At 33.7% G+C, this 22037-nt stretch carries 25 protein-coding genes; 17 read left to right on the top strand and 8 right to left on the bottom strand.

From position 1 onward, the window contains the following. The first annotated feature begins 15 nt into the window (after window positions 1-15). The 8 genes from NK213_RS13165 (at window position 16) to NK213_RS13130 (ending at window position 7163) form a co-directional block, all read left to right on the top strand. The gene (locus NK213_RS13165; protein ID WP_253349902.1) at window positions 16-594 is read left to right on the top strand and encodes an NAD(P)H-dependent oxidoreductase; all 579 of its coding nucleotides are present in this window, start codon (window positions 16-18) and stop codon (window positions 592-594) included. Window positions 595-735: 141 nt separating this feature from the next. Next, window positions 736-1431, top strand: coding sequence for a polyprenyl diphosphate synthase (gene uppS, locus NK213_RS13160; protein WP_253349899.1), 696 nt, complete (start codon window positions 736-738; stop codon window positions 1429-1431). Beyond that, window positions 1421-2341 (top strand): phosphatidate cytidylyltransferase, encoded by a 921-nt coding sequence (locus tag NK213_RS13155; RefSeq protein ID WP_253349898.1) that lies wholly within the window; start codon window positions 1421-1423, stop codon window positions 2339-2341. Before uppS ends, NK213_RS13155 begins: the two co-directional genes overlap by 11 nt. Before the next feature lie 8 nt (window positions 2342-2349). Next, on the top strand, window positions 2350-3498 hold the full coding sequence (dxr, locus tag NK213_RS13150; RefSeq protein ID WP_253349896.1) for a 1-deoxy-D-xylulose-5-phosphate reductoisomerase: 1149 nt from the start codon (window positions 2350-2352) through the stop codon (window positions 3496-3498). 14 nt (window positions 3499-3512) lie between these two features. Then, on the top strand, window positions 3513-5024 hold the full coding sequence (locus NK213_RS13145; protein WP_253349894.1) for a lipopolysaccharide assembly protein LapB: 1512 nt from the start codon (window positions 3513-3515) through the stop codon (window positions 5022-5024). A 129-nt stretch (window positions 5025-5153) separates the two neighbouring features. Next, complete coding sequence (locus tag NK213_RS13140) at window positions 5154-5909, top strand: hypothetical protein (protein WP_253349892.1); 756 nt, start codon at window positions 5154-5156, stop codon at window positions 5907-5909. A gap of 24 nt (window positions 5910-5933) precedes the next feature. Then, window positions 5934-6698, top strand: coding sequence for a DUF6597 domain-containing transcriptional factor (locus NK213_RS13135; RefSeq protein ID WP_253349890.1), 765 nt, complete (start codon window positions 5934-5936; stop codon window positions 6696-6698). 75 nt (window positions 6699-6773) lie between these two features. Further along, on the top strand, window positions 6774-7163 hold the full coding sequence (locus NK213_RS13130) for a glyoxalase/bleomycin resistance/extradiol dioxygenase family protein (RefSeq protein ID WP_253349888.1): 390 nt from the start codon (window positions 6774-6776) through the stop codon (window positions 7161-7163). 70 nt (window positions 7164-7233) lie between these two features. On the opposite strand, the gene NK213_RS13125 is transcribed toward NK213_RS13130, so the two are convergent. From NK213_RS13125 to NK213_RS13090, 8 genes are all read right to left on the bottom strand, one after another. Further along, on the bottom strand, window positions 7234-7635 hold the full coding sequence (locus NK213_RS13125; protein WP_253349886.1) for a hypothetical protein: 402 nt from the start codon (window positions 7633-7635) through the stop codon (window positions 7234-7236). 24 nt (window positions 7636-7659) lie between these two features. Then, the gene (locus NK213_RS13120; RefSeq protein WP_253349884.1) at window positions 7660-8052 is read right to left on the bottom strand and encodes a hypothetical protein; all 393 of its coding nucleotides are present in this window, start codon (window positions 8050-8052) and stop codon (window positions 7660-7662) included. Between the two features lie 87 nt (window positions 8053-8139). Then, on the bottom strand, window positions 8140-8511 hold the full coding sequence (locus NK213_RS13115) for a RidA family protein (RefSeq protein WP_253349882.1): 372 nt from the start codon (window positions 8509-8511) through the stop codon (window positions 8140-8142). 158 nt (window positions 8512-8669) lie between these two features. Further along, window positions 8670-9317: a hypothetical protein gene (locus NK213_RS13110; RefSeq protein ID WP_253349880.1), complete on the bottom strand. Its 648-nt coding sequence runs from the start codon at window positions 9315-9317 to the stop codon at window positions 8670-8672. A gap of 148 nt (window positions 9318-9465) precedes the next feature. Then, complete coding sequence (locus tag NK213_RS13105) at window positions 9466-10116, bottom strand: hypothetical protein (protein ID WP_253349878.1); 651 nt, start codon at window positions 10114-10116, stop codon at window positions 9466-9468. A gap of 338 nt (window positions 10117-10454) precedes the next feature. Continuing rightward, complete coding sequence (locus NK213_RS13100) at window positions 10455-11480, bottom strand: zinc-binding dehydrogenase (protein ID WP_253349876.1); 1026 nt, start codon at window positions 11478-11480, stop codon at window positions 10455-10457. Window positions 11481-11492: 12 nt separating this feature from the next. Next, entirely contained in the window at window positions 11493-12131 is a 639-nt protein-coding gene (locus tag NK213_RS13095; protein WP_253349875.1) for an L-fuculose-phosphate aldolase, read from the bottom strand. A gap of 18 nt (window positions 12132-12149) precedes the next feature. Next, window positions 12150-12893, bottom strand: coding sequence for a DeoR/GlpR family DNA-binding transcription regulator (locus NK213_RS13090; RefSeq protein ID WP_253349873.1), 744 nt, complete (start codon window positions 12891-12893; stop codon window positions 12150-12152). Between the two features lie 608 nt (window positions 12894-13501). Between NK213_RS13090 and NK213_RS13085 the strand changes: the two genes are divergently transcribed. The 9 genes from NK213_RS13085 (at window position 13502) to NK213_RS13045 (ending at window position 21925) form a co-directional block, all read left to right on the top strand. Then, on the top strand, window positions 13502-15613 hold the full coding sequence (locus NK213_RS13085; RefSeq protein ID WP_253349871.1) for a PRD domain-containing protein: 2112 nt from the start codon (window positions 13502-13504) through the stop codon (window positions 15611-15613). A gap of 4 nt (window positions 15614-15617) precedes the next feature. Continuing rightward, a complete protein-coding gene (locus NK213_RS13080; RefSeq protein WP_253349869.1) occupies window positions 15618-16070 on the top strand; it encodes a PTS sugar transporter subunit IIA in 453 nt (150 codons plus the stop codon). Between the two features lie 141 nt (window positions 16071-16211). Beyond that, a complete protein-coding gene (locus tag NK213_RS13075; protein WP_253349867.1) occupies window positions 16212-17579 on the top strand; it encodes a PTS galactitol transporter subunit IIC in 1368 nt (455 codons plus the stop codon). A 14-nt stretch (window positions 17580-17593) separates the two neighbouring features. Next, window positions 17594-18238, top strand: a complete 645-nt coding sequence (locus tag NK213_RS13070) for an L-ribulose-5-phosphate 4-epimerase (RefSeq protein ID WP_253349865.1) — start codon at window positions 17594-17596, stop codon at window positions 18236-18238. Window positions 18239-18257: 19 nt separating this feature from the next. Next, window positions 18258-19622, top strand: coding sequence for a PTS galactitol transporter subunit IIC (locus NK213_RS13065; RefSeq protein WP_253349863.1), 1365 nt, complete (start codon window positions 18258-18260; stop codon window positions 19620-19622). 22 nt (window positions 19623-19644) lie between these two features. After that, the gene (locus NK213_RS13060) at window positions 19645-19929 is read left to right on the top strand and encodes a PTS sugar transporter subunit IIB (RefSeq protein ID WP_253349861.1); all 285 of its coding nucleotides are present in this window, start codon (window positions 19645-19647) and stop codon (window positions 19927-19929) included. A 337-nt stretch (window positions 19930-20266) separates the two neighbouring features. Next, on the top strand, window positions 20267-21025 hold the full coding sequence (locus NK213_RS13055; protein ID WP_253349859.1) for an SDR family NAD(P)-dependent oxidoreductase: 759 nt from the start codon (window positions 20267-20269) through the stop codon (window positions 21023-21025). 135 nt (window positions 21026-21160) lie between these two features. Continuing rightward, complete coding sequence (locus NK213_RS13050) at window positions 21161-21433, top strand: hypothetical protein (protein ID WP_253349857.1); 273 nt, start codon at window positions 21161-21163, stop codon at window positions 21431-21433. An 18-nt stretch (window positions 21434-21451) separates the two neighbouring features. Continuing rightward, entirely contained in the window at window positions 21452-21925 is a 474-nt protein-coding gene (locus NK213_RS13045) for a hypothetical protein (RefSeq protein ID WP_253349855.1), read from the top strand. Window positions 21926-22037 lie beyond the last annotated feature (112 nt).

The following is a 22037-nucleotide window of genomic DNA, read 5'->3' as shown; positions in this document are numbered from 1 at the left end:
AGAGAGGTGATAAATTTGAATTACTTGATTGTATATGCACATCCAAACAAGTTAAGCTTTAATCATGCACTAAAAGAAACAGCCGTAAAATTTCTTACAGAAAGAGGCTGTAATGTAGAAATTCGTGATCTTTATGAAATCTCTTTTAACCCTGTTCTTTCATCTTCTGACTTTATAACATTTTCTGAAGGAAAAGTTCCTGACGATATAAAAAAAGAACAGGATTATATTACCAAAGCAGATAAAATTATTTTTATCAGCCCTATATGGTGGACTAGTTTCCCCGCTATTCTGAAAGGATATTTTGACAGGATATTTTCTTATGGATTTGCATATTTATATGAAAATCATGAAGCCCGGGGTCTCCTAAACGGAAAAGAAGCTCTTTTCATTTCTACTACCAGCACTCCTTATGATATTTACAAAGTCAGAGGATATCATGATTCCCTTGAAATGCTTCAGGATGAGGGTATCTTGAAATTTTCCGGTTTCAAAACACTGGAACACCTTTTTTTCGGCGACGTTCCCTTTGTTACGGATATCGAAAGAAAGGAATATCTTCTTGAACTAGAAAGAGTTCTTGAAAAATTTTAACATAAATTTTTATATCTTCCGGAGTTATCTAAAATAGACATTTTAACTCCGGTTTTTTTTATTTATGTTTTTTGCAAATTAAATTAGAAAAAACACTGTATATATGGTAAAATAGGAAATAACGACTTGAAAGGTTTTTTTATGGATAGAAAAATACCCAAACATATTGCAATTATAATGGATGGAAACGGAAGATGGGCTAAATCAAAGGGGATGGCAAGGATAGAAGGGCATAAAAGAGGCGCTGATACTCTGGAATTTGTTTTAAGACAAAGTGTCTCATTTGGTGTGAAACATCTCACTGTTTACGCCTTTTCCACTGAAAACTGGAAAAGACCCAAGGCAGAGGTCACTGCACTTATGAATCTTTTTTCAAAATATCTGGATAATAAAAAAGATGAACTGAAAGAACAGGATATAAGACTTGTGGTATCCGGTACAGAAGAAGGAGTCAGCAAGAAACTGCTGAAAAAAATAAAAGAAACGGAAAATTATCTTTCCGGCTGCAGTACACTTACTTTTAACATCGCTTTTAATTACGGCGGAAGAAAAGAGATTACAGACGGTATTAATAAGCTTCTGAAAGAAGGAAAGACTTCTGTTACAGAAGAGGAGTTTCAAAACTATCTTTATCAGCCTGATATTCCTGATCCTGAACTGGTTATCAGAACCAGCGGGGAATTCAGAATCAGTAATTTTCTCTTGTGGGAAATAGCATACTCTGAATTTTATATCACTAATACTTACTGGCCTGATTTTGATAAAAATGAATATGAAAAAGCCATAGATTGGTTTAATAATAGAGAAAGACGTTTTGGAGGAGTCGATGTTAAGTAGAGCTTTGGTTATTGTTATTTTTGTTCCATTGCTTATTCTTATCTTTTTAAAAGGCGATTTTACATTTTTGATTTTTACTGAAGTCATAATAGGCATGTCTGTTTATGAATTTTATAAAATGCTGAAAGATAAAGGATTTGAGGTGGCAAGCAGAATAGGACTGTTTTTGTCTTTACTTCTGCCGATACTTGTATATATGAAGGATAAAGTTTTGTTTTCTTATGATTTTCTGGGATTCAGCGGAGATATTATCGCAAGATTTGATATCGGGGGCTTTGTTGTTTTTGCCCTTATGCTTATTGCTACAAGACAGATTTTGAAAGTAAAAATAAATGGTGCAATGGCGGAAATTTCTTATACCTTATTTGGTATTGTTTATATTTCATACTTTTTTTCATATATTTTACTGTTAAAAAATGAATTTTCAAACGGGAGGGCTCTTGTCCTCATGACATTTATACTTATCTGGACATGCGATATTGCAGCATATCTGGTAGGGATTTCCATTGGCGGAAAGCTCATAAAGAGAAGGCTTGCTCCTGAAATAAGCCCGAAAAAATCTTTTGAAGGTGCTATAGGCGGCTTTATAGGAGCCTTTATTGTTGCTTTAAAATTTGATGTTATTTTTTCGTTTTTTGCAGAGTTTTTTTGCAAAAATATACATATATTCAGCAAGTGCAGTGTGCATAGCAATATTTCCTTCACTAAAACAGAAGCCCTTCTGCTGGCATTAATAATAGCCTTTTTTGCAGAGCTGGGAGATTTAGTGGAGTCAAAAATAAAAAGGGAATTTGAAATAAAAGACTCCGGTACTTTACTTTTGGGACACGGCGGTTTTCTTGACCGTTTTGACAGTGCCCTCTTTGTACTTCCTGTAGTTTATTATTTCGTAAAATATTTTATAAGTTAGGGGAAGACATGCAAACGAACATTTCAATACTTGGGGCTACTGGAAGCATTGGTAAAAACGCCCTTTCAATAATACGTGAAAATCGTGACAAATTTAATATTACTGCACTTTCAGCAGACAAAAACTGGCAGGCGCTGGCAGAAAATATCAGGGAATTTAATCCAAAGTATGTATCTGTGGGGACACAGGAAGGATACGATAAAATAAAAAATGAATTTCCCGGTATAGAGATTTTTATGGGTTGTGAAGGATTGAAAAACATTGGACAGCTTGATGAAACAGATATTTTGCTGACAGCAGTGAGCGGGTCTATCGGACTTCCGGCTACTGTTGAAGCTATAAAAAAGGAAAAAAGAATAGCACTGGCAAATAAGGAAACCATGGTAGCAGGCGGTTATCTCATTCGTGATCTTCTAAAAGAATATAATTCGGAAATAATTCCCGTGGACAGTGAACACAGTGCTGTTTTTCAGTCTTTGAAATCGGGTAATCATAATGAAATCGAGAGAATTATTCTCACTGCCTCAGGAGGACCGTTCAGAGGTGCAGATAAAAAATTTCTGGAAAATGTAACACTGGAACAGGCGTTAAAACATCCAAACTGGAGCATGGGCGCAAAAATTACCATTGATTCTTCCACTCTTGTTAATAAAGGACTGGAAGTAATAGAAGCCCATCATCTTTTTTTGGTTGATTATGATAAAATAGATGTTATTGTGCATCCGCAAAGTATTATTCATTCTATGGTAGAGTTCAGGGATAAATCTGTTATAGCACAGATGGGAGAACCTGATATGAAAACTCCCATTCTTTACGCTTTCACATATCCGGAAAGAGTGGAGAATAAGCTGCTTGGCAACTTTGATTTTATGAAATTCAGCAATATCACATTTGAAAAAGTGGATTTTGATGTTTTCAGAGGTCTTAGGCTAGCATATGATGCAGGCAAGCTCGGCGAATCATATCCTATTGTGTATAATGCCGCTAATGAAGCTGCCGTAGATTTATTTATGAACAGAAAAATTAATTATACTGACATTTACAGAATTATAGAAGATGAGATGAATGCACATAAACAGGTAAAATCCCGTGATCTTGACATTATTATGTCTGTAGACAGGGAAATAAAAGAAAAAATTTATAATTTATACAAATAATAGTGGTGATTTCTATGAAAAATAAAAAATATCCGAATTTTTTTGCAGCAAAAGTTCTTATTGCTTTATTTCTGGCTTTTTCAGTTTCTTTTTCCGAGGAATCGGCAGAAGAGCTGTTTAATACTGCCCTGAAATATCAAAAGAGCGGCCAGCTTGATCAGGCTGAGCAATATTATAAAGCTTCGCTGAAATTAAAAAGTGATGTTGATGCTATGTATAATCTGGGTATCTTATATGAAGATAAAAACAATTATACAGAAGCCGAAAAATATTTTAAGATGGCCTATGATGCAGGCCTTTCCAAAGCTGCGTATAAACTTGGCTATGTCTATTCAAAACTCAATAAAAAAGATCTTTCTGAGAGATATTATCTTTTGTCTATTACTAAAGATAATAATATAGATGCTATGTATAATCTTGCAGTCCTTTATAACAGCAGAAACAAAAAAGATGATGCAATAAAATATTTTAAAATGGCTGCTGATAAAGGAGACATTGATGCCGCGTATAATCTGGGGCTTCTTTATGATGATGCAGGAAATTTTGACTCTGCGGAGTATTATTATAAAAAAGCTGCTGATGTGACTAACAGTAATATAAATGCACTGTACAATCTGGCTATTTTATATGAAAAGCAAAACAAAATAAATGATTCGCTTAAATATTACGAAAAAACCTATAACAGGAATTATGATCCGAAAATACTTTATAAACTAGGACTTTTGAATGATATTTCAGGAAATTATCAAAATGCGGAAAAATACTACAAGCAGGCTGTGGAAAAAGCAGGTGATACTGATGCTATGTATAATCTCGGACTTTTATATATGACGCAGAGAAAATATAATGATGCGCAGAAATATTTCCTTCAGCTTTATGAAAAAAATAAGACAGGAAAAACGGCAAATCTCATTGGAAGCCTCTATGAACAGATGAAAAATTCCAAGCTCGCAGAACAATATTATAACGAAGCACTTAATCTCGGTGAGAAAAATGCAGTTTATAATATCGCAATGCTTTATCAGTCTGAGGGGAAGTATGAACAGGCTCAGAAATATCTTGAAAATCTGGCTCAAAATTCTAAAAATCCCGAGCTTTATTATAATCTGGCACTTTCATATGACAAGGGAAATAACAAAGTCGAAGCTGAAAAATATTATCTAAAAACTATAGAGCTTTCTTCAGGAAATAATGATGTTTCCCAAAAAGCGATGAATAATCTCGGACTGCTTTATTACGAACAGCAAAATAAAGATATGGCTGTTAAATATCTAAAAAGTGCAGTTGACGGCGGTTATTACAATGCAGCCCTTGATCTGGGGATTATTTACGGACAGCTTGGCGATAAGGAAAATTCAGAAAAATATCTTTTATTATCACTGGACAAAGCCAAAAATAACGATGCCCTTTATCATCTCGGAGTTTTATATTATGATCAGGGAAAGAAAGACCTTGCAGTAAAGTATTTAAAACAAGCCTCTGCAAATGGGGATAAAGATGCAAAATCAATGCTGGACAGCATGTAATATATAATTTTTTAACTGTTTCAAAATGAAAATTTTCCAATACTGATATGTGTCGGAATATACCCGCCTTTGCCGCCGGTATATGTTCATTTTGAAACAGTTTATTTTTAAATATCGGAAGGAGATATAATGAAAAATCAATTGTTTACAGAGAAATATTACAAAAAAATACTGAATATGGATAAAAATAACAGCTGGAAATCTGAATTGAAGAATCATTCCGGTTTTAATAAAACACCTGTGGGAATTGTCTCTATCCTGCTTATGATCTTCGGCTTCTTTTTCGGGTGTTTTCTTCTCTGGAATGCTGTGACAACAGAAAACTCTGCCTCGTTATATAAAGCAGCCTTTATTTCCTTCGGGGTTGCAATATTAGGATTTATTCTGATGAAAATTTTCGGTAAAAATATAAAGGAAAAATATCAGGAAAAAATCATGGCAGGACGGCTTTCCCTTGCTCTAATGGTAACTGCCAATGAACGTTATCTGAATGACAGCCTTTCTGTTCCCTCAGCTTTTTTCTATACTGCTGATAATACCAAAAGACTTGACATTAACTACTATAAAACTATAGATGAAAAGCTTCAGAGAATCATAAAAGGGACTACAGAGACTCCTGAAGAAAAAACTTTTTCAAAAAAATTAAAAGCTCTGGAAAGTAAAGCTGCTGCCGGAAATCATATTTTGGATGTTCCTGAGTCCATATCCGGCGCAAAAGAATCGTATATATGGGCAGGAAGTCTTATGAATGCTGCTCCGAAAGATTATTTTAATAATTATTCCAATACAATAGTTCCTTTTCTTATTCTGGAAAAATCCGGTGAAAAAAGAGGATGGTATGAAAAAATGCCTGTTATACTGAATTCAAAAATCTGGGCTTTATAGAAATTCTTTGAGGAAAGGAAAAATATGAATTACAGAGAATTTCCCCCGGGGAAAAATTTTAGATATATTATTGATACTTACTGGTTTATAGATAATTTGTCAATATGCAGTGAATCACACGTTCTTCCTGATTGTTCAATGGATATTATTTTTAATTTCGGCAGCTGCTTTCGTTCGAGCGGCAGTTCCAAAAGCATTATTAATAATAATGATATTATAATTACTGGTATGATGACCAATTTTAAAAGTCATTTTATGGAGAAAAACAGCAGACTTTTTGGTGTCCGGTTCAAACCGCTTGGTCTTAATCATTTCCTGAATTTTGGATTTCATAATATAAAAAATGATATTATCGACCTGAGTATGGTAATTCCTGAATCTTACCATAAAAAATTCCGAAATATTTTTTTACTGGAAAAATACAATGATATTATTGAATTCTTTGAAGGTGTTTTTTCTGATATTCTGACTTTTCACGGCAATGACACAGATTTTGATGTAGCTCTTGCTCTTCAAAATATATATAATTCCGAAAATCCTTCTGTTAATGAAGTATACAAAATTACAGAAATTTCACAAAGATATCTGGAAATAAAATTTAAGAGAGAGATTGGCATTAATATGAAGGAATTTATTAATATCAATAGATTTCTAAAGACAAAAAAAGAAATTTCCCTCTCTGATAAAAATCTTACAGAGATTGCTGTAAATAACGGTTATTACGATTCTTCACATATGATAAAAGATTTTATAAAATATACAGGCTCTTCTCCCAAAAATTGGAAATAGTTCGTTTTTTTACAATTATTTTTATTCCCGTTATGGTATTATTTGTAATATATAAGTTTTTTTGGAGGTAAATACATGAAAATAACATCATTTTCACCAAATTTAATGGTAAAAAATGTAAATAAAAGTATTGAATTTTATTGTAATATTCTTGGCTTTTCACTTATACAGACTGTGCCTGAGAACGGGGAACCTGACTGGGGAATGATAGAAAAAGACGGTTTTTTTGTAATGTTTCAAAAAGAAGAAAGTATAAAACAGGAATATCCGGAGCTGAGTTCACAGCATTCCGGAGGCGCACTTACTTTTTACATAAAAATTACTAATATTCAGGAATTTTATGATAAAATCCGTTCTCACATAAATGTTTCACATGAAATGCACAAGACTTTTTATGGTGCCGATGAATTTGCCATAACAGATCCTGACGGATTTATTCTTGTCTTTTCTGATACTGCGGAATAGTAAATCTCTTATAAAAAAACAGAACATGCTATAAATTAGTAGCAGTTCTGTTTTTTTGATTAAATTATTATCATTTTAATTGCTCTATTGTCGGAGCCTGTATCCCTAATTTAAATGATAAGAATAAGAAGAAAAGTATATAAAATGGAAAAAGAAAATTAAATACGGTAAAATCAAAACAAAATCTTATTATAGCAATCATAATATATAAAAACACAAATATCCATCTGAGTGAATTTAGTCTCACTTTTATAATTATATCATTCTGATTGGCGTTTATTCTCAGTTCTTTGCTCATTTCATTTGCAAATGATCTGTTTCTCCCCACCTGAACAATATGTCCTCCCTCAGGTATTTCATATGTTTTTGCCTCATTACTGCCAATTTCCCCTATGACTTTTCCATCTAAAATTATCTGATAATTACCTCCATTCATAAGAAGCTTTTCTCTAATTACTGTTAATTTGCTCATCGTTAACCCCTGTTTTATTTATTTTTAATTTTCCTGTTTTATACTAACTGCAAAAACTGTACTTAACCCCATTAAAACTATAAGTATAATAAGCAGCGGCAGAGAAAAATAACCTCTTGAAAGACCTATTCCAAGATTCGCACCTATAATCACCGCGAGAATTAAAATTACCCACATAACAGGATTTGGTTTTACTACCACTCTTGTATCATTCTGACCAATATTTACTTTTATTTTTTTACTGATCCCGTTTATCATGCTTATACCAGCCTGAACTGTATGTTCTCCCTCTGCAACATCAAATCCCGCTTCCTCGCCGCTGTGAACATAGCCTACTATTTCTTCATCTACAATTACCTTAAATTTTCTTGCAGAACTAAGAAAACTCTTTTCTCTTTTCACTACAAGTTTTGCCATAATTTTTAACCTCCTGTTTTATATTTAATATATCATATCTTAAAAATAAAATTAAGTCAAATTAATTACAGGGTTTCTCTTATCAGTTTATTTATTTCCAACCCCTGGTTTATAAGCTGTACCGTCTACCATACACAAGCAGTGAGCATCTATAAAATCTGTAGTTGTTGTCATTCTTGTAGGAAAATTCCCTTCATCAAAATATTCATTAAATACTTTTCTGGCCTTCTCAAAATCTTCTAAATTTCGTAAATAAAGGTTTAACTGAACCATATCATTCATCTCAGCACCCACAGATTCAAGAGTTTTCTTCACTTTTTCCAGTGCGGCTTTCATCTGACTTGCTACGTCTTTTTCGTTTCCTCCTCCTGCATGATGTGCCAGAAAAATAAAGTCTCCGGCGGCTGTACATGACGGGCATGTATTATCACCGCAGTTTGTAGGCATTCTTTTTATCATTACTGTCCACTTCCTTCCGATTTTTATAATATTTTCTTACCTGTGTATATAGTTTCTCTTTATATTTTATAAAAAAAGGATAACTACTTCAAGTATAAAAAGTAAAAAAAATACAGACCGTCCTGATCTATATTTTTTCTTATATTAATTTTTTTTATTTAATTATTAGTGGCAGTGATCGCCAGAAATAAAAATGATTCTAAATACTGTGGTGTTAAAACATTAGGAATTGTTTGGCTTCCCGCTATTTTTCCGTTAACATACGCCGCCATTTCCATATCCCCTGTTGCCGGATTCAAAGATAATCTTACTTCCTGACCCTGCGGTCCTTTTGCTATACCATTTTTGAATTCCAGTTTTTGTCCCGATACTTCCATTGTTCCATTTGCAAGATTATTTATAAAATTAAGATTATACTTAAATTCTTCCTGAATATTTCCAAAATATTTTATAATAGCTCCCTTTTTAATATCAAGCATAATATTAATACTCTGCTCTGGGTCTTTCATTATAAGCTCTCCGTCGAATTTAGCATTTACCACAGTAAATTTCATTTGCTGTTTTTTCCCGTCATTTCTAAGATCTGTCAGCCCGTCCAAATGTCCGTTTTTAAAACTTATTGATCCGGAATATCCGTCTGCTTTGTCTGACTCATTCATTATGATATTCCCGGTAAACGGACTTCCGTTATACACCAGTATTTCATTTACTACACTTACTTTCTCATTAGGAAGAGTTATACTAGTGCTTCCAAAAGAAATTGTAAATCCCAAAACAAAAATAACTGCTAATAAAAATTTTTTCATTTTTTCCTCCATTCAAATTTTATATTCTGCTATCTACACTATACATCTGTCTTTTACTCATGTCAATATTATTTTAATTTTTTATATAAAAAGACAGTATACTGACTGTTATTGTCTGTATACTGCCTGACTGTATTTCAGATCATTATTATCTGTTTGTTGTTGCAATAGCTTGAAACAAGAATGATTCTAAGTATTGTGGAGTTAAAACATTAGGAATAGTCTGTTTTCCAGCTACTCTTCCGTTAACTGATGCTTCCATTTCCATATCTCCGCTTGCTGGATCCAAAGATAATTTTACTTCCTGACCTTGCGGCCCTTTTGCTATACCATCTTTGAATTCTAGCTTCTGTCCTTGTACTTCCATTGTTCCGTTTGCAAGATTATCTACAAAGTTAAGATCATACTTGTATACTCCTTGGATGTCTCCCAAGTACTTTACAATTGCACCGTTTTTAATATCAAGTGTGATATCAATTCTTTGGCTTGGATCTTTCATAATAAGTTCCCCGTCAAATTTTCCTTCTGTTACTGTAAATTTCATTTGTTGATTTTGCTTGTCATTTTTAAGGTCTGTTAATCCGTCAAGGTGTCCTTCTTTGAAGCTTATTGCTCCAGAGTAACCGTCCATCTTGTCAGCAAGATTCATTTTTATGTTCCCAGAAAAAGGCTTTCCTTTAAATGTAAGAACATTTCCTTCTACTTTTACATTTTTATTAGGTAATGTAATATCTTTTGAACCACCGCAAGAGATTACCAACCCTAAAATTAACAAAATAGCTAATAAATATCTTTTCATATTTCCTCCATCAAAAATTTATATTTTATGTACTTCCATGTTACTAAAATATTCGCATTATGTCAATTTTATTTTTTATATTAATTTGTGTCGCTTTTATTAGAACAGATAATAAATAAAAAAAAGTTTTCAGATTTTAAAAATTATTATTTCATAAATATACAATAATAATTTAAAAACATATACTTTTCAATACCTCGACACAATAAAAAACTGTATTAAAACAGAATAATTTAGAATAAAAAATTCCAATTTTCAAAAATATTTACTCAAAAGACAATAAACACTTTTGTATAATATTATTCTGTTCAATACAGTTTTAATTTATTTATTTTTATCTATTCAAAGATAATTGCATTTTTTATTACATTTCCTGTTCTGTGTGATTCAAGGGCATCTACGAGATGATCTATATCATATTCATTATTTACAAAGTCATCTGCACTTATTACTCCTTCACAGATCAGTCTGAAAGCTCTTTCCACATGATAAGGAGTTGTATGAAAAACACCCTTTATTGTAAGCTGTGAATAGTGGAAAAGCTGACAATCTATAGTAAAAGCCTCTCCTTTCTTTGTTCCGCCGAATAAGTTTACCAAACCGCCTTTTCTTGCCATTAGAATTGTACTTTCCCAGACTCTCGGAAGCCCTGTTGCTTCTATTGCCACATCGACACCCCTGCTTTGCGGCGTACAATCTTTTACAGCTTTTACCACATCAGAAACTTCATTTATATTTATAATATCTTTTGCACCTAATTTTTTTGCCAGTTCCAGTCTTTTATTACTTGCATCTGTTACTATTATATGTGCACCTTTCAGATAGACAAGCCTTACAAACATAAGTCCTATCGGCCCTACTCCGTTTATGACCACATAATCTCCCTGCTTTATATTTGACTCATCCACTCCGTAAACTGCACATGAGAAAGGTTCTGTGAGAGCTGCACTTTTAAAATCAAGTGTATCCGGAAGCTTAAACATATTTTGTCTTACTATTCTTTCTGGAATTTTTTGATATTCTGCAAAAGCACCTGAATTAAAAAGATTATTTTCGCACATAGAATACTGATGTGTTTTACAGTAGATGCATTCATGACAAGGTGCAGAATTATGTGCCACAACTCTGTCCCCCACCTTGAATTTTTCTACTCCTTCACCCACTTTATATACTACTCCTGAAGCTTCGTGACCGAAAACTGCCGGCGGAATCCAGAGCGGATGCCCTCTCAGATAAGTTTTCAAATCTGTTCCGCATGTTAATGCTACTTTATTTTTTATTACTACTTCACCATAACCCGGTTCAGGAATAGCTGTTTCTTCTATTCTTACATCTTCCGGTCCGTAAAAATACGCTATTTTCATAATTTTCCTCCTCTACTGTCCGTAAGATTTGAATCTTACAAGCATACTTTCCATCTCTTCTTCATCAAGAAGCACAGGTTCGCCTATTGATTTTGTTCTGTAATAGTACTCTGCCATTTCCTCGCTCATTTCTGCCACAAGAAAAGCTTCTTTTACACTGCGTCCGATTGTTATAAGTCCGTGATTAGCCAGAAGTGCTGCTTTTCCTTCTCCCATTCCGTCAAAAGCATTATCAGCAAGTTCCTGTGTCCCGTATGAAGCATATTTTGCACAAGGGATTGTTTTTCCTGCAAATGCTACATAATAATGAAGTGCAGGAATTTCCCAGCGCATACATGAAATAGTCGAAGCAAATCTCGAGTGAGTATGAACTACAGCTTCTACATCATCTCTTTTTTTATAAAAAATCATATGCATCATCCATTCACTCGAAGGTTTTCTTATACCTTCCACCACTTTTCCGTCCAGATCCATAATTACCACATCTTCAGGTGTTGTCTCAAAATAATCTATTCCGCTGGGACTTATTGCGAAATATTTTTTCTCCTTGTCAAAGATACTGATATTTCCTCCTGTTCCTGTGGTAAGTCCTTTTGTTACTAAGAGTTTCCCATATTCTACAATGAGTTTTCTCTCATTTTCCATCAGCATAAAATCATCTCCTTTAATTTATAAAACTTTACAAAACTTTTTATATTTATTTTTAATTTTACTGCTTATTTCATTATCTGTTATTATTGCATCAAGATTTTCCGCGGAATAGAATGTAAAAAATGATTTTGTCTCGAATTTTGTGCTGTCTACCAGCAGATATCTTTTTTTGGCATTATTTAATATTATTTCCTGTGCTGTTCCTTCTTCTTCGTTTGAAGACATGAGCTGGCTGTCATTAATACAGTTCGCCCCGGAAAAGGCTATATCCACATTTATTTTTTTTAGAAAATTATTAGTAAAGGTTCCTATTACTGCACTGGTTTCTGTCCTCAGATATCCGGGAGCAATTATCAGTTTATACGGAAGCGATGAATATTTTGAAAAAGCACTTAATGAATTGGTGATAATTGTATTATTTTTGGTTTTTATATACTTCATTACCATCTCTGTGGTAGTTCCCGGACCTATAAAAATCGTATCATTGTCATTTATATAACTTGCTGCTTTTTTGGCTGCCTGTTCTTTCAGCTTTAAGTTCAGTTCTTCTCTTTCTGAGTATGACATCTCGAATATTACCTGATTTTCCAGCTTTACAGCCCCTCCGTGAACTTTTTTTAACAATCCCATTTTTTCCAGCTGGTTCAGATCCCGTCTTACGGTGCTTTCAGCCACATCCAGAGTTTTGGCAAGCTCTCCTGTACCCACTGCACTGTTTAGCTTCACCATTTGCAATATTCTGTCTATCCTCTTTTCTTTCATTTTATATATCCCTCCTTTTTGCCTGATTTTGATCGAAATTACTCTTTTTTGCTCAATTCTATTATAGTATGTTTTTTCTTTTGGTCAAGAATTCTGCAAAATTTTATAACTGTATAGTTTTCGTCCGATAATTTTTAATTCTTGATTTTAAAGGGTTTATTCATAGTAATTATTTTGTTTTACCTGCTTTACTAATTTTTTTTATTAAAAATTTTAAAATTTTGAAGCCAATAAAAGTGATATTCCCACCACTCGTTTAAAATAATCATTAAAAGAGCAAAAAATAATTTAAATCAATTTTTTTTAAAACTTTCAAAATGCCTATAATTAGTACTTTTAATAATAAAGTATAATATTTTTCATAAAATGATGAAAATAATTAGCCTTGCCTATTTTTCCTTTCGTGGTACATTTCTAGTGAAGTGACCTGACTGTATTCTGCTAAATGCTTCTTTATTTTTTCCATTCTGTAAAGCAGAAAATTGAAAAACAGCAGGCGTGTATCAGCTGATGATAAAGCAGCAGACGGAAAATCCGGCAGCGGAATTTGTCAGAATATAGCCGAGCCACTTCACTAATGAAGAGACTTACGAGGGAGGTGAAAGAATATGGCTCTTACTAAGAGGGAAATTGAAATTTTGAACATACTTACCGATTCAGATAATATAGACATGGAATATCTTGCCGAAGAATTCGGAGTGAGTCTCCGTACTATAAGGTACAGTATTGAGAATCTGAATTATTATCTGAAAAAATATAATTTCCCTGTTATAGACAAGAATTCAAAAGGAATTTTATATCAGCGGGAAAAATTTTCTTTAAGTAATTTTTTGAAAAAGATCGAATCCAGAGATTATAAATATCTGGACACAGAAAGAGTAGAGTATATTTATATTTACATACTCTTTAATACTACCAGCAAACTAAATATCATAAATCTGGCATCTTTGTTTCAGGTAAGCGAACTGACAATAAAAAGCGATGTAAAAAAATTAAAGGATTTTCTGAAAACCAAAGATCTCAGTTTCAGGTATAACAACACAAAAGGCTTTTATATAGATTCTTCCGAAATAGCAGTAAGGAAAGAAATGATAAAAATATTTATGGACAAGCTGTTTAATTTTGAGAATTCCTCAAATAAAATGAACTTATTCATAGATTACCGGATAAAAGACATTTTAAATAATTATATAAAACAAATTGACCAAAATTTTTTGAAAAATTATTTAAAAGAAATCGAAAGCAAACTTGTTGAAAACACCTCCAACGAAGTCTTCGAACTGCTTATCATCTATTTCTCCATAGCCATCCTCAGAGTAAAACAAAATAATATCATCACACAAAGCGACTTTTATAACACATACATAATCAGAACAAAAGAATATAAAATTCTTACAGAAAACATAGATATTTTAGAGAAAAAGTATGATGTTCATTTTAATGAAGAAGAAATACTGAAACTGGCGGAATATTTTCTTGGCAGCCACACCTATAATTACAGTTATACATTCTATGAAAACTGGATTGAAGTAGAAATTCTGGTTAGAAAGCTTATTGGTGAAGTAAGTAAAAACAATAATGTTGATATTTCAAAAGACAAATTATTATTTGAAGGGCTCCTCAACCACATAAAACCAACAATCTACCGTATAAAAAATGATATCTACCTCCCTAATATCGGCTTTGAGGAGATATTGGAAAACTGTCAGGATTTGTTTTTCACAGTAAAAAAATCTCTTATCGATGTGGAGAAATATATCGGGCATGAAATAAAAGACGATGAAGTAGCACTATTTACCGTCCATTTCAAACTTGCCATTGACAGAATAAAAGAAAAAGTAAATGAATTCAGCAATGTCCTCTTTGTCTGCGGAAGCGGCTACGCCAGCTCCAGTCTTCTGGCTCAGGAGCTGTTTGACACCTTTGATATAAATGTGGTGGATCTGATTCCTTATTACAGACTCAAGGATTACGACTTGAAAAACATTGACTTTATAATAAGTACCGTAAAAATACCTGAAAGTATAAAAGTAGAAAAAGAAATTATTCAGGTAAATGTAATTCTTTCTGAAAAAGATAAAATTCTTCTTGAAAATAAAGGGTTTAAAAGAAAAAAAAGAACAATTGGAGTAACAGAAATACTGGAGGTTATAGAAAAAGAATTCAAGAGTGAAGACCTTGAAAAAATCGGGGATATTCTTACAAAAAAATTCAGCGGCCAAATATATGACAATAGAAAAGAAAAAATCATAGAAAGGAGAAATAAAAATCTTTTAGACTATCTGAAAAAAGAAAATATTGTCATTAAGGAAAAAGAGACAAACTGGAGAAATGTAGTAAACATCATAGGGAAAATCTTACTGGAAGATGGCTGTATAGAGGAGAGCTACATACAGAGTATGAAGGATCTGGTAGATGAATGCGGTACCTTTATGGTACTAAATCAAAGACTTATGATACTTCATGCGGAAAATAACAATGATGTCTTTAGAACCGGAGTTTCTTTCCTGAAATTAAATTATCCTGTCACTTTTCCGGATAATAAAAAGTTAATGTATATATTTGGATTATCATGTCTTTCAAAAGAGGAAATATCCGAAACACTGAATGATCTGGTAATGCTTGCGGAAAATGATGAATTCTTTTCAGAATTAGAAAGAAAAAATAATCAGTCGGAAATACTTAAAACAATAAAAAAATACATAGAAAGGGAGATATAAAACTATGATAATTGATAATAACTTAATTTTTTCAAATCTTGAGTACGAAAACTCTAATGATGTATTAAAATTTTTATCAGATAACCTTGAAAAAAACGGCTATGTAAAATCCAGCTTTTATGGCGGTCTCTTGGAAAGAGAAGCTGCATATCCTACAGGACTGGATTTCGGTGACTATAGTATCGCCATGCCGCACACAGAAGTGGAACACGTGCTGAAATCTACATTATCCATAGCCACACTAAAAAAGAAGGTTGATTTTAAATGTGCTGAAGACCATAGTAAAGATACACCTGTGGAAGTGGTCTGCGTTATTGCTTTCGGCGAAAAAGAAGACAAAATAGATGTCCTTACCAAGTTAATAAGTTTTTTTGGAAATAAAGAAGAATTTTATAAAATGCTTACCTCTGATAAAGACAATCTTGTGGAAATAGTAAAGAAAAATTTGGAAAATTAGTATTCTGCGTAAAAAGAATTTATACTCATCATCTTTACCGGATATATTCCGGTAATATATGAAAAAAATATGGCGTTGTTCTTTAATATTTATAACATTTTATATATCTTTTCAAATTATGAAAATTAGGAGGTTTAAAAAATGGGAATTTTAAACTATATCGTTGATCTTGGTCCTCAGGTAATGATGCCCATTATTATCACAATATTCGGGCTTATTCTGGGTGCTAAATTCGGAAAAGCTTTAAGAGCTGGATTAACAGTTGGTGTAGGTTTTATTGGTTTGAATTTAGTTATTGGTCTGTTAGGCGGTAGTCTTGGTCCTGCTGCTCAGGACATGGTTACAAGACTTGGTCTTAATCTTACTGTTATAGATGTCGGATGGCCTGCTGCAGCTGCTATTGCATTTGCTTCAAGAGTAGGAGCTCTCATTATTCCTATTGGTCTTATTGTAAACATCGTGATGCTTCTTACTAACACTACTCAGACTCTGGATATAGATATCTGGGATTTCTGGCACTTTGCTTTTACGGGTGCTTTGGTAACTGGTGCTACTGGAAGTATTATGTACGGGATTATAGCTGCTGTTCTTAATATGATAATTATAATGGTTATAGCTGATCTTACTGCACCGGGACTGGAAAAATATCTTGGTCTTCCGGGTGTTTCACTGCCGCACGGATTTTCGGGTGCTTTCGTTCCGGGAGCCTTAGTAATAAATAAAATTCTGGACGTTATTCCCGGAATAAACAAAATAGAACTGGATACTGATACTTTACAGAGAAGATTCGGAGTTTTCGGTGAACCGCTTATTATTGGTACTGTTATAGGTCTGGTAATTGGTATTGCCGCAGGATATAACCTGAAAGGAATTCTTGTTCTGGGTATTACTCTCGGAGGTGTACTTGTATTAATACCAAAAATGGCTGCCATGCTTATGGAAGGATTAATCCCTATATCTGATTCAGCTCAGGAATTCGTAAGTAAAAGATTTAAAAACAGAGGAAAAATATATATCGGTCTTGACTCTGCCGTAGGAATAGGTCACCCTACTACTCTTTCTGTATCACTTGTATTAGTGCCTATTACTATTATACTTGCTGCGATATTGCCTGGAAACAGAGTGCTTCCTTTTGCCGATCTGGCTGTTATTCCTTTTTCACTGGTTATGCTTATGCCTATCACTAAAGGAAACGTTTTTAGAACATTTATAATAGGATTTATAAATATGGCTGTAGGACTTCTTATTGCCACTAACCTTGCTCCGCTTCACACTCAAATGGCTATAGATGCTAACTTTACTATGCCTCCGGGTGCAACAATGATTTCAAGTATCTGTGACGGGGCTAACCCATTAAGCTGGCTGTTTACAAGACTTATGAGCGTTCCTTTCGTAGGAGTTGCCATTCTTACAGTAATAGCTCTTGGAATGGCTGTTTATAACAGAAGAAGAATTATAAAAGAAACTCGTCTGGATAGAGAAGCTGCTGCTGAAGGCACAGCAGAATAAATTAAGGAGGATTTATGCTGGAAAAATTAAAAAATGAGGTTATCGATGCAGGAAGAAAACTAAAGGAATATAAACTGATCACACTTACCGGCGGAAATGTAAGCGGACGTGATATTGAAACAGGATATATTGTTATGACTCCAAGCGGTATGGAATACGATACTCTCACTCCCGATGACATTACAGTTACAGACCTTGACGGAAATATAATAGAAGGTAAAAGAAAACCCAGCTCAGACTTAAAAACCCACCTGCAAATATACAGGGCAAAAAAGGAAATAAACGGAATTATACATACTCACTCTACGTTCGCCAGCTGTTTTGCAGTATTAAAAGAAGAAATACCTGTTATTTCCACGACTATGGCAAATGAAGTCGGTGGAAAAGTACTCCTTTCAAAATATGCTCCCGTAGGGTCAGATGAACTTGGAGAAAATATAATCGAGAAAATCGGCAATCAGAAAGCAGTTTTACTGGAAAGCCACGGTGTTTTCACATATGGTGAAAATGTGGCACATGCACTTACTGCGGCTGTTATGCTTGAAGATTCCGCAAAAGTTTACTATCTGACCAGAACAATAGGAAAGCCCGAAGAGCTTCCCGAGGAAGAGATAATAAGAGCCAATGAATTGTTTAAAAACGTTTATGGCCAAAAATAAATTGTAAAAGGAGAAAAATATGGAAATTATTAAAAGTTTCGTCGATTTTATTCTGGGACTTGGTCCTGCCACAATGCTTCCTATCATTCTTACCATTTTCGGATTAATTCTGGGACAAGGACTGGCAAAGTCATTCAGAGCAGGAGTAACTGTAGGAGTCGGGTTTGTGGGAGTAAATCTTGTTATTGGTCTTTTGATGACTTCACTTGGTAAAGCTGCCGAGGCATTAGTTACATCTCTCGGACTTCACTTTGACATTATTGACGTGGGATGGCCTATAGGTGCTGCAATTACATTTGCTACTCCTATTGCCGCATTATTGATCCCGATTATATTTATACTTAACATGATACTTTTATATTTTAATGTTACTAAAACTATGGACGTGGATTTATGGAACTACTGGCACTTGATTTTCCCCGGTGCAATGGTATACTATGCGACAAACAGTTTAATTCTTGCTATTGTTCTTACTCTTATAAATGCTACTATTATATTCAAACTGGCGGACTGGACAGCTCCTGCTGTGGAAAAACATTTCGGACTTCCGGGAATTTCACTCCCGCACGGAGAAACCGTCAACTTCGCACCGATTATGTATGCTTTGAATAAAGTAGAAGATAAAATACCAGGAATTAATAAAGTAAAACTAGATGGTGAAAAACTAAAAGAAAAAATCGGTATATTCGGTGAACCTCTGATTATGGGTATTGTTCTGGGAATTCTTTTGGGAATTCTGGGAAGATACAATGTTTCTGATACTCTGTCACTTGGTATACAAATGGGAGCAGTAATGGTGCTAATGCCGAAAATGGTTGCACTTCTTATGGAAGGTCTGACTCCTATTTCAGAAGGTGCTAAAGATTTTATCGCAAAAAGATTTCCCGGAAAAGATGTTTATATAGGACTGGATGCAGCGGTAGTTATTGGTAACCCTGCTAACATGACTGTAGCATTGCTTATGGTTCCTATTACTATATTACTTGCAGTTATTCTGCCGTATAACAGAATGCTTCCGTTTGCCGATCTGGCTGTGCTGCCGTTTACTGTTATCTGGGCTGTTGCTGCTTCTAGAGGTGATATTTTCAGAGGACTTATAAACTCTATAATTACTGTATGTATGGTGTTTTTCATGGCTACGAACCTCGGACCGCTTACTACTCAAATGGGACACGCAGTAGGATTTGAATTCCCGGCCGGAGCTACTATGATTTCAGGTATTGATATGAGCTGTCACATTACTTTGTGGATTATCCTGAAACTTATTGATTACAAAAATACACCTATGTTTATAGCCGGTATTGTTGCTCTCGTTGCTTATGTGGGAATGTGGTACTGGACAAGAAATGATATTAAGAAACAATATGAAAATGATACAGAATAATAATATTTAAGGAGGAAGAAATATGGGCAAAAAGAGAATTATGGTGGCATGTGGAACAGGAATCGCCACATCGACAGTTGTTGTTAACAAGATGAGTAATTTACTTAAGGAAAGAGGTGTAGATGTAGATATCCAGCAGTGTAAAGTATCTGAACTGCCTTATAAGACTGATAAAGTCGACTTAATCGTTACTACTACTGCTTACACAAGTAAAAATGATATTCCTGTTATTGTAGCAGTATCTTTTTTGACAGGAATAGGCGTAGATAAAGATCTTGATAAAATCATAGAAATTTTAAACAAGTAACAAAGCTGAATATATTGCAGATCCAAAAACAGGAACCGGGATTTTACCGGTAAAAATTCAGAAAATACTCCGGTTTCCTGTTTTAAAAAATCTTTTATCCAAAGAAGTATAAAAGAAATTCCGGAATTTTGCCGGATTAACCAATATCTGTCAGTCAGGGTTATACTTATGTCCCGTTCTGAATAATCTTTTCTTTTCTTCCTTTTGTAAAAAAGGTAATGCAGATTTTATAAAGGGAAGAGTAAATTACATATTTATTCCCCTGACACAGGTAAAAAAACTAAAATTTGAAAATAATTATTTTATAAATAGAAAAAAGTATATTGTAGGAGGACAAATGTTATTAAAAGATAAAGTCTGCGTAATAACAGGCGGTGCCAACGGAATAGGAAAAGGAATCGCTCTCTGTATGGCAAAAGAGGGAGCAAATGTTGCTATTTTAGACCTTAATGATACTGAAGGAGAAAAAACGCTTTCTGAAATAAAAGCTCACGGTGTAAATGGTCTGTATATAAACAGTGATGTTACTAACCCTGATTCTCTTGCCCGGGCTCAGGAACAAATAAGCAGGGAACTTGGGAATACCGATGTTTTGGTTGTAAATGCAGGTATCAGCTTTAAACATTCATTTAAAGAAGTTTCTGATGAAGAGTGGAAAAAAGTAATTGATATTAACCTGTCAGGCTCTTTCTACACTATAAAGGCATTTATCGACTCTATGCTTGATAAAAAAGAAGAAGACAGAAAAAGTATTATCTTTATCAGTTCAGGATCAGCTTTTACAGGCGGTGGCGGCGGTGTTCACTACACAGCATCAAAATCAGGACAGCACGGACTTATGAGAGCTTTGGCAAAAGAATACGGAAAAGCAGGAATAAATGTAAATGCTATTGCTCCAAGAGTAATTGCATCTCATATTCTGGATCAGCTTTATCCTGATGAAAAATCAAAGCAGGAATTAATTGAGCAGATTCCTATAAGAAGAATCGGATATCCTGAGGATATCGGCAATCTTGCCTGTTTTCTCGCGAGTGAGAAATCTACATATATCCATGGTCAGATCATATTAATGGATGGCGGCAGAACATATCAGTAATGAAAAATCAGTATTTTGGCAAAACCGGATTTTGTCATGAAACAGGTGTTTATTCTTGACTCTGTCAAAATACTTTTGTCTCGTTTAGTAATTTATCGAAAAAATTTAATTTTATCACACTGTTAGGAGGAATTTATGAAAAAGATACTTGTAGCAACAGGAACTTCACAAAATAAAATGAAATTTGCGGTGGAAACAATAAAAAATTATTGTGCAAATAAAAACGTGGAATGTGAAGTAAAAGGTGTAAATATATATGAAATGAAACTTGAAGATGAAAATCCTGATGTCTTGGTAGTAATCGGACCCAGCGATATCAAAACAGATATCCCTATCATAATGGGAACAGCCTTTATCACAAAAATGGGAATGGATAAAACCTGTGATGAAATCCTGAGCCACCTATAAAAATTGTCTGGAGGAAAAATGACATATAAATATGATAAGAAAAAATATTTTATTACTGTTACGCTTACCTCGATTTTTATTATTTTTCTGCTGATTTATGCAGTTATAAAAAATCTTTTAAACTTTAATGTAAATATATACACATTTATCATTCTGGCTTCATGCTATGAATTATTTAATATTTATATCGCAGGGGTCAAGCCTCTGGAAATCGAGCTGGACAATCAAAAGCTCGTTCTCAGGGGATATCGGAAGGAAGATATTTATGAAATACAGGATCTAAAATATATGATGACAAAAGAACTCGCCAACAGAAGACTTTATCTGCGTATAAATAATTACAGCCTGTTTAAGGGAAGATACTGGATTGACACCAAGTCTTATGAAAACAGCGAAAATTTATATCTGAATCTTATGGAACTGGAAAGACTTATCTGTCCTAACCAGCTGAAATATAATCACAGAAACAGAAAAGTAAAAGAAAATCGATAGAAAAGGAGATAAAAAATGTCAGAAAAAAAAGATATATATAGAGAAATGTACAAAAGAATGAATGAGGCAAGAGCCTTTGAACAAAAAGTATCATGGTTCTTTTCAAGAGGAA

Source organism: Sebaldella sp. S0638, from assembly GCF_024158605.1.
Lineage (GTDB): Bacteria > Fusobacteriota > Fusobacteriia > Fusobacteriales > Leptotrichiaceae > Sebaldella.
The sequence above is the reverse complement of the archived record's forward strand: the minus strand, read 5'-3'. Positions and strand labels throughout refer to the sequence as shown.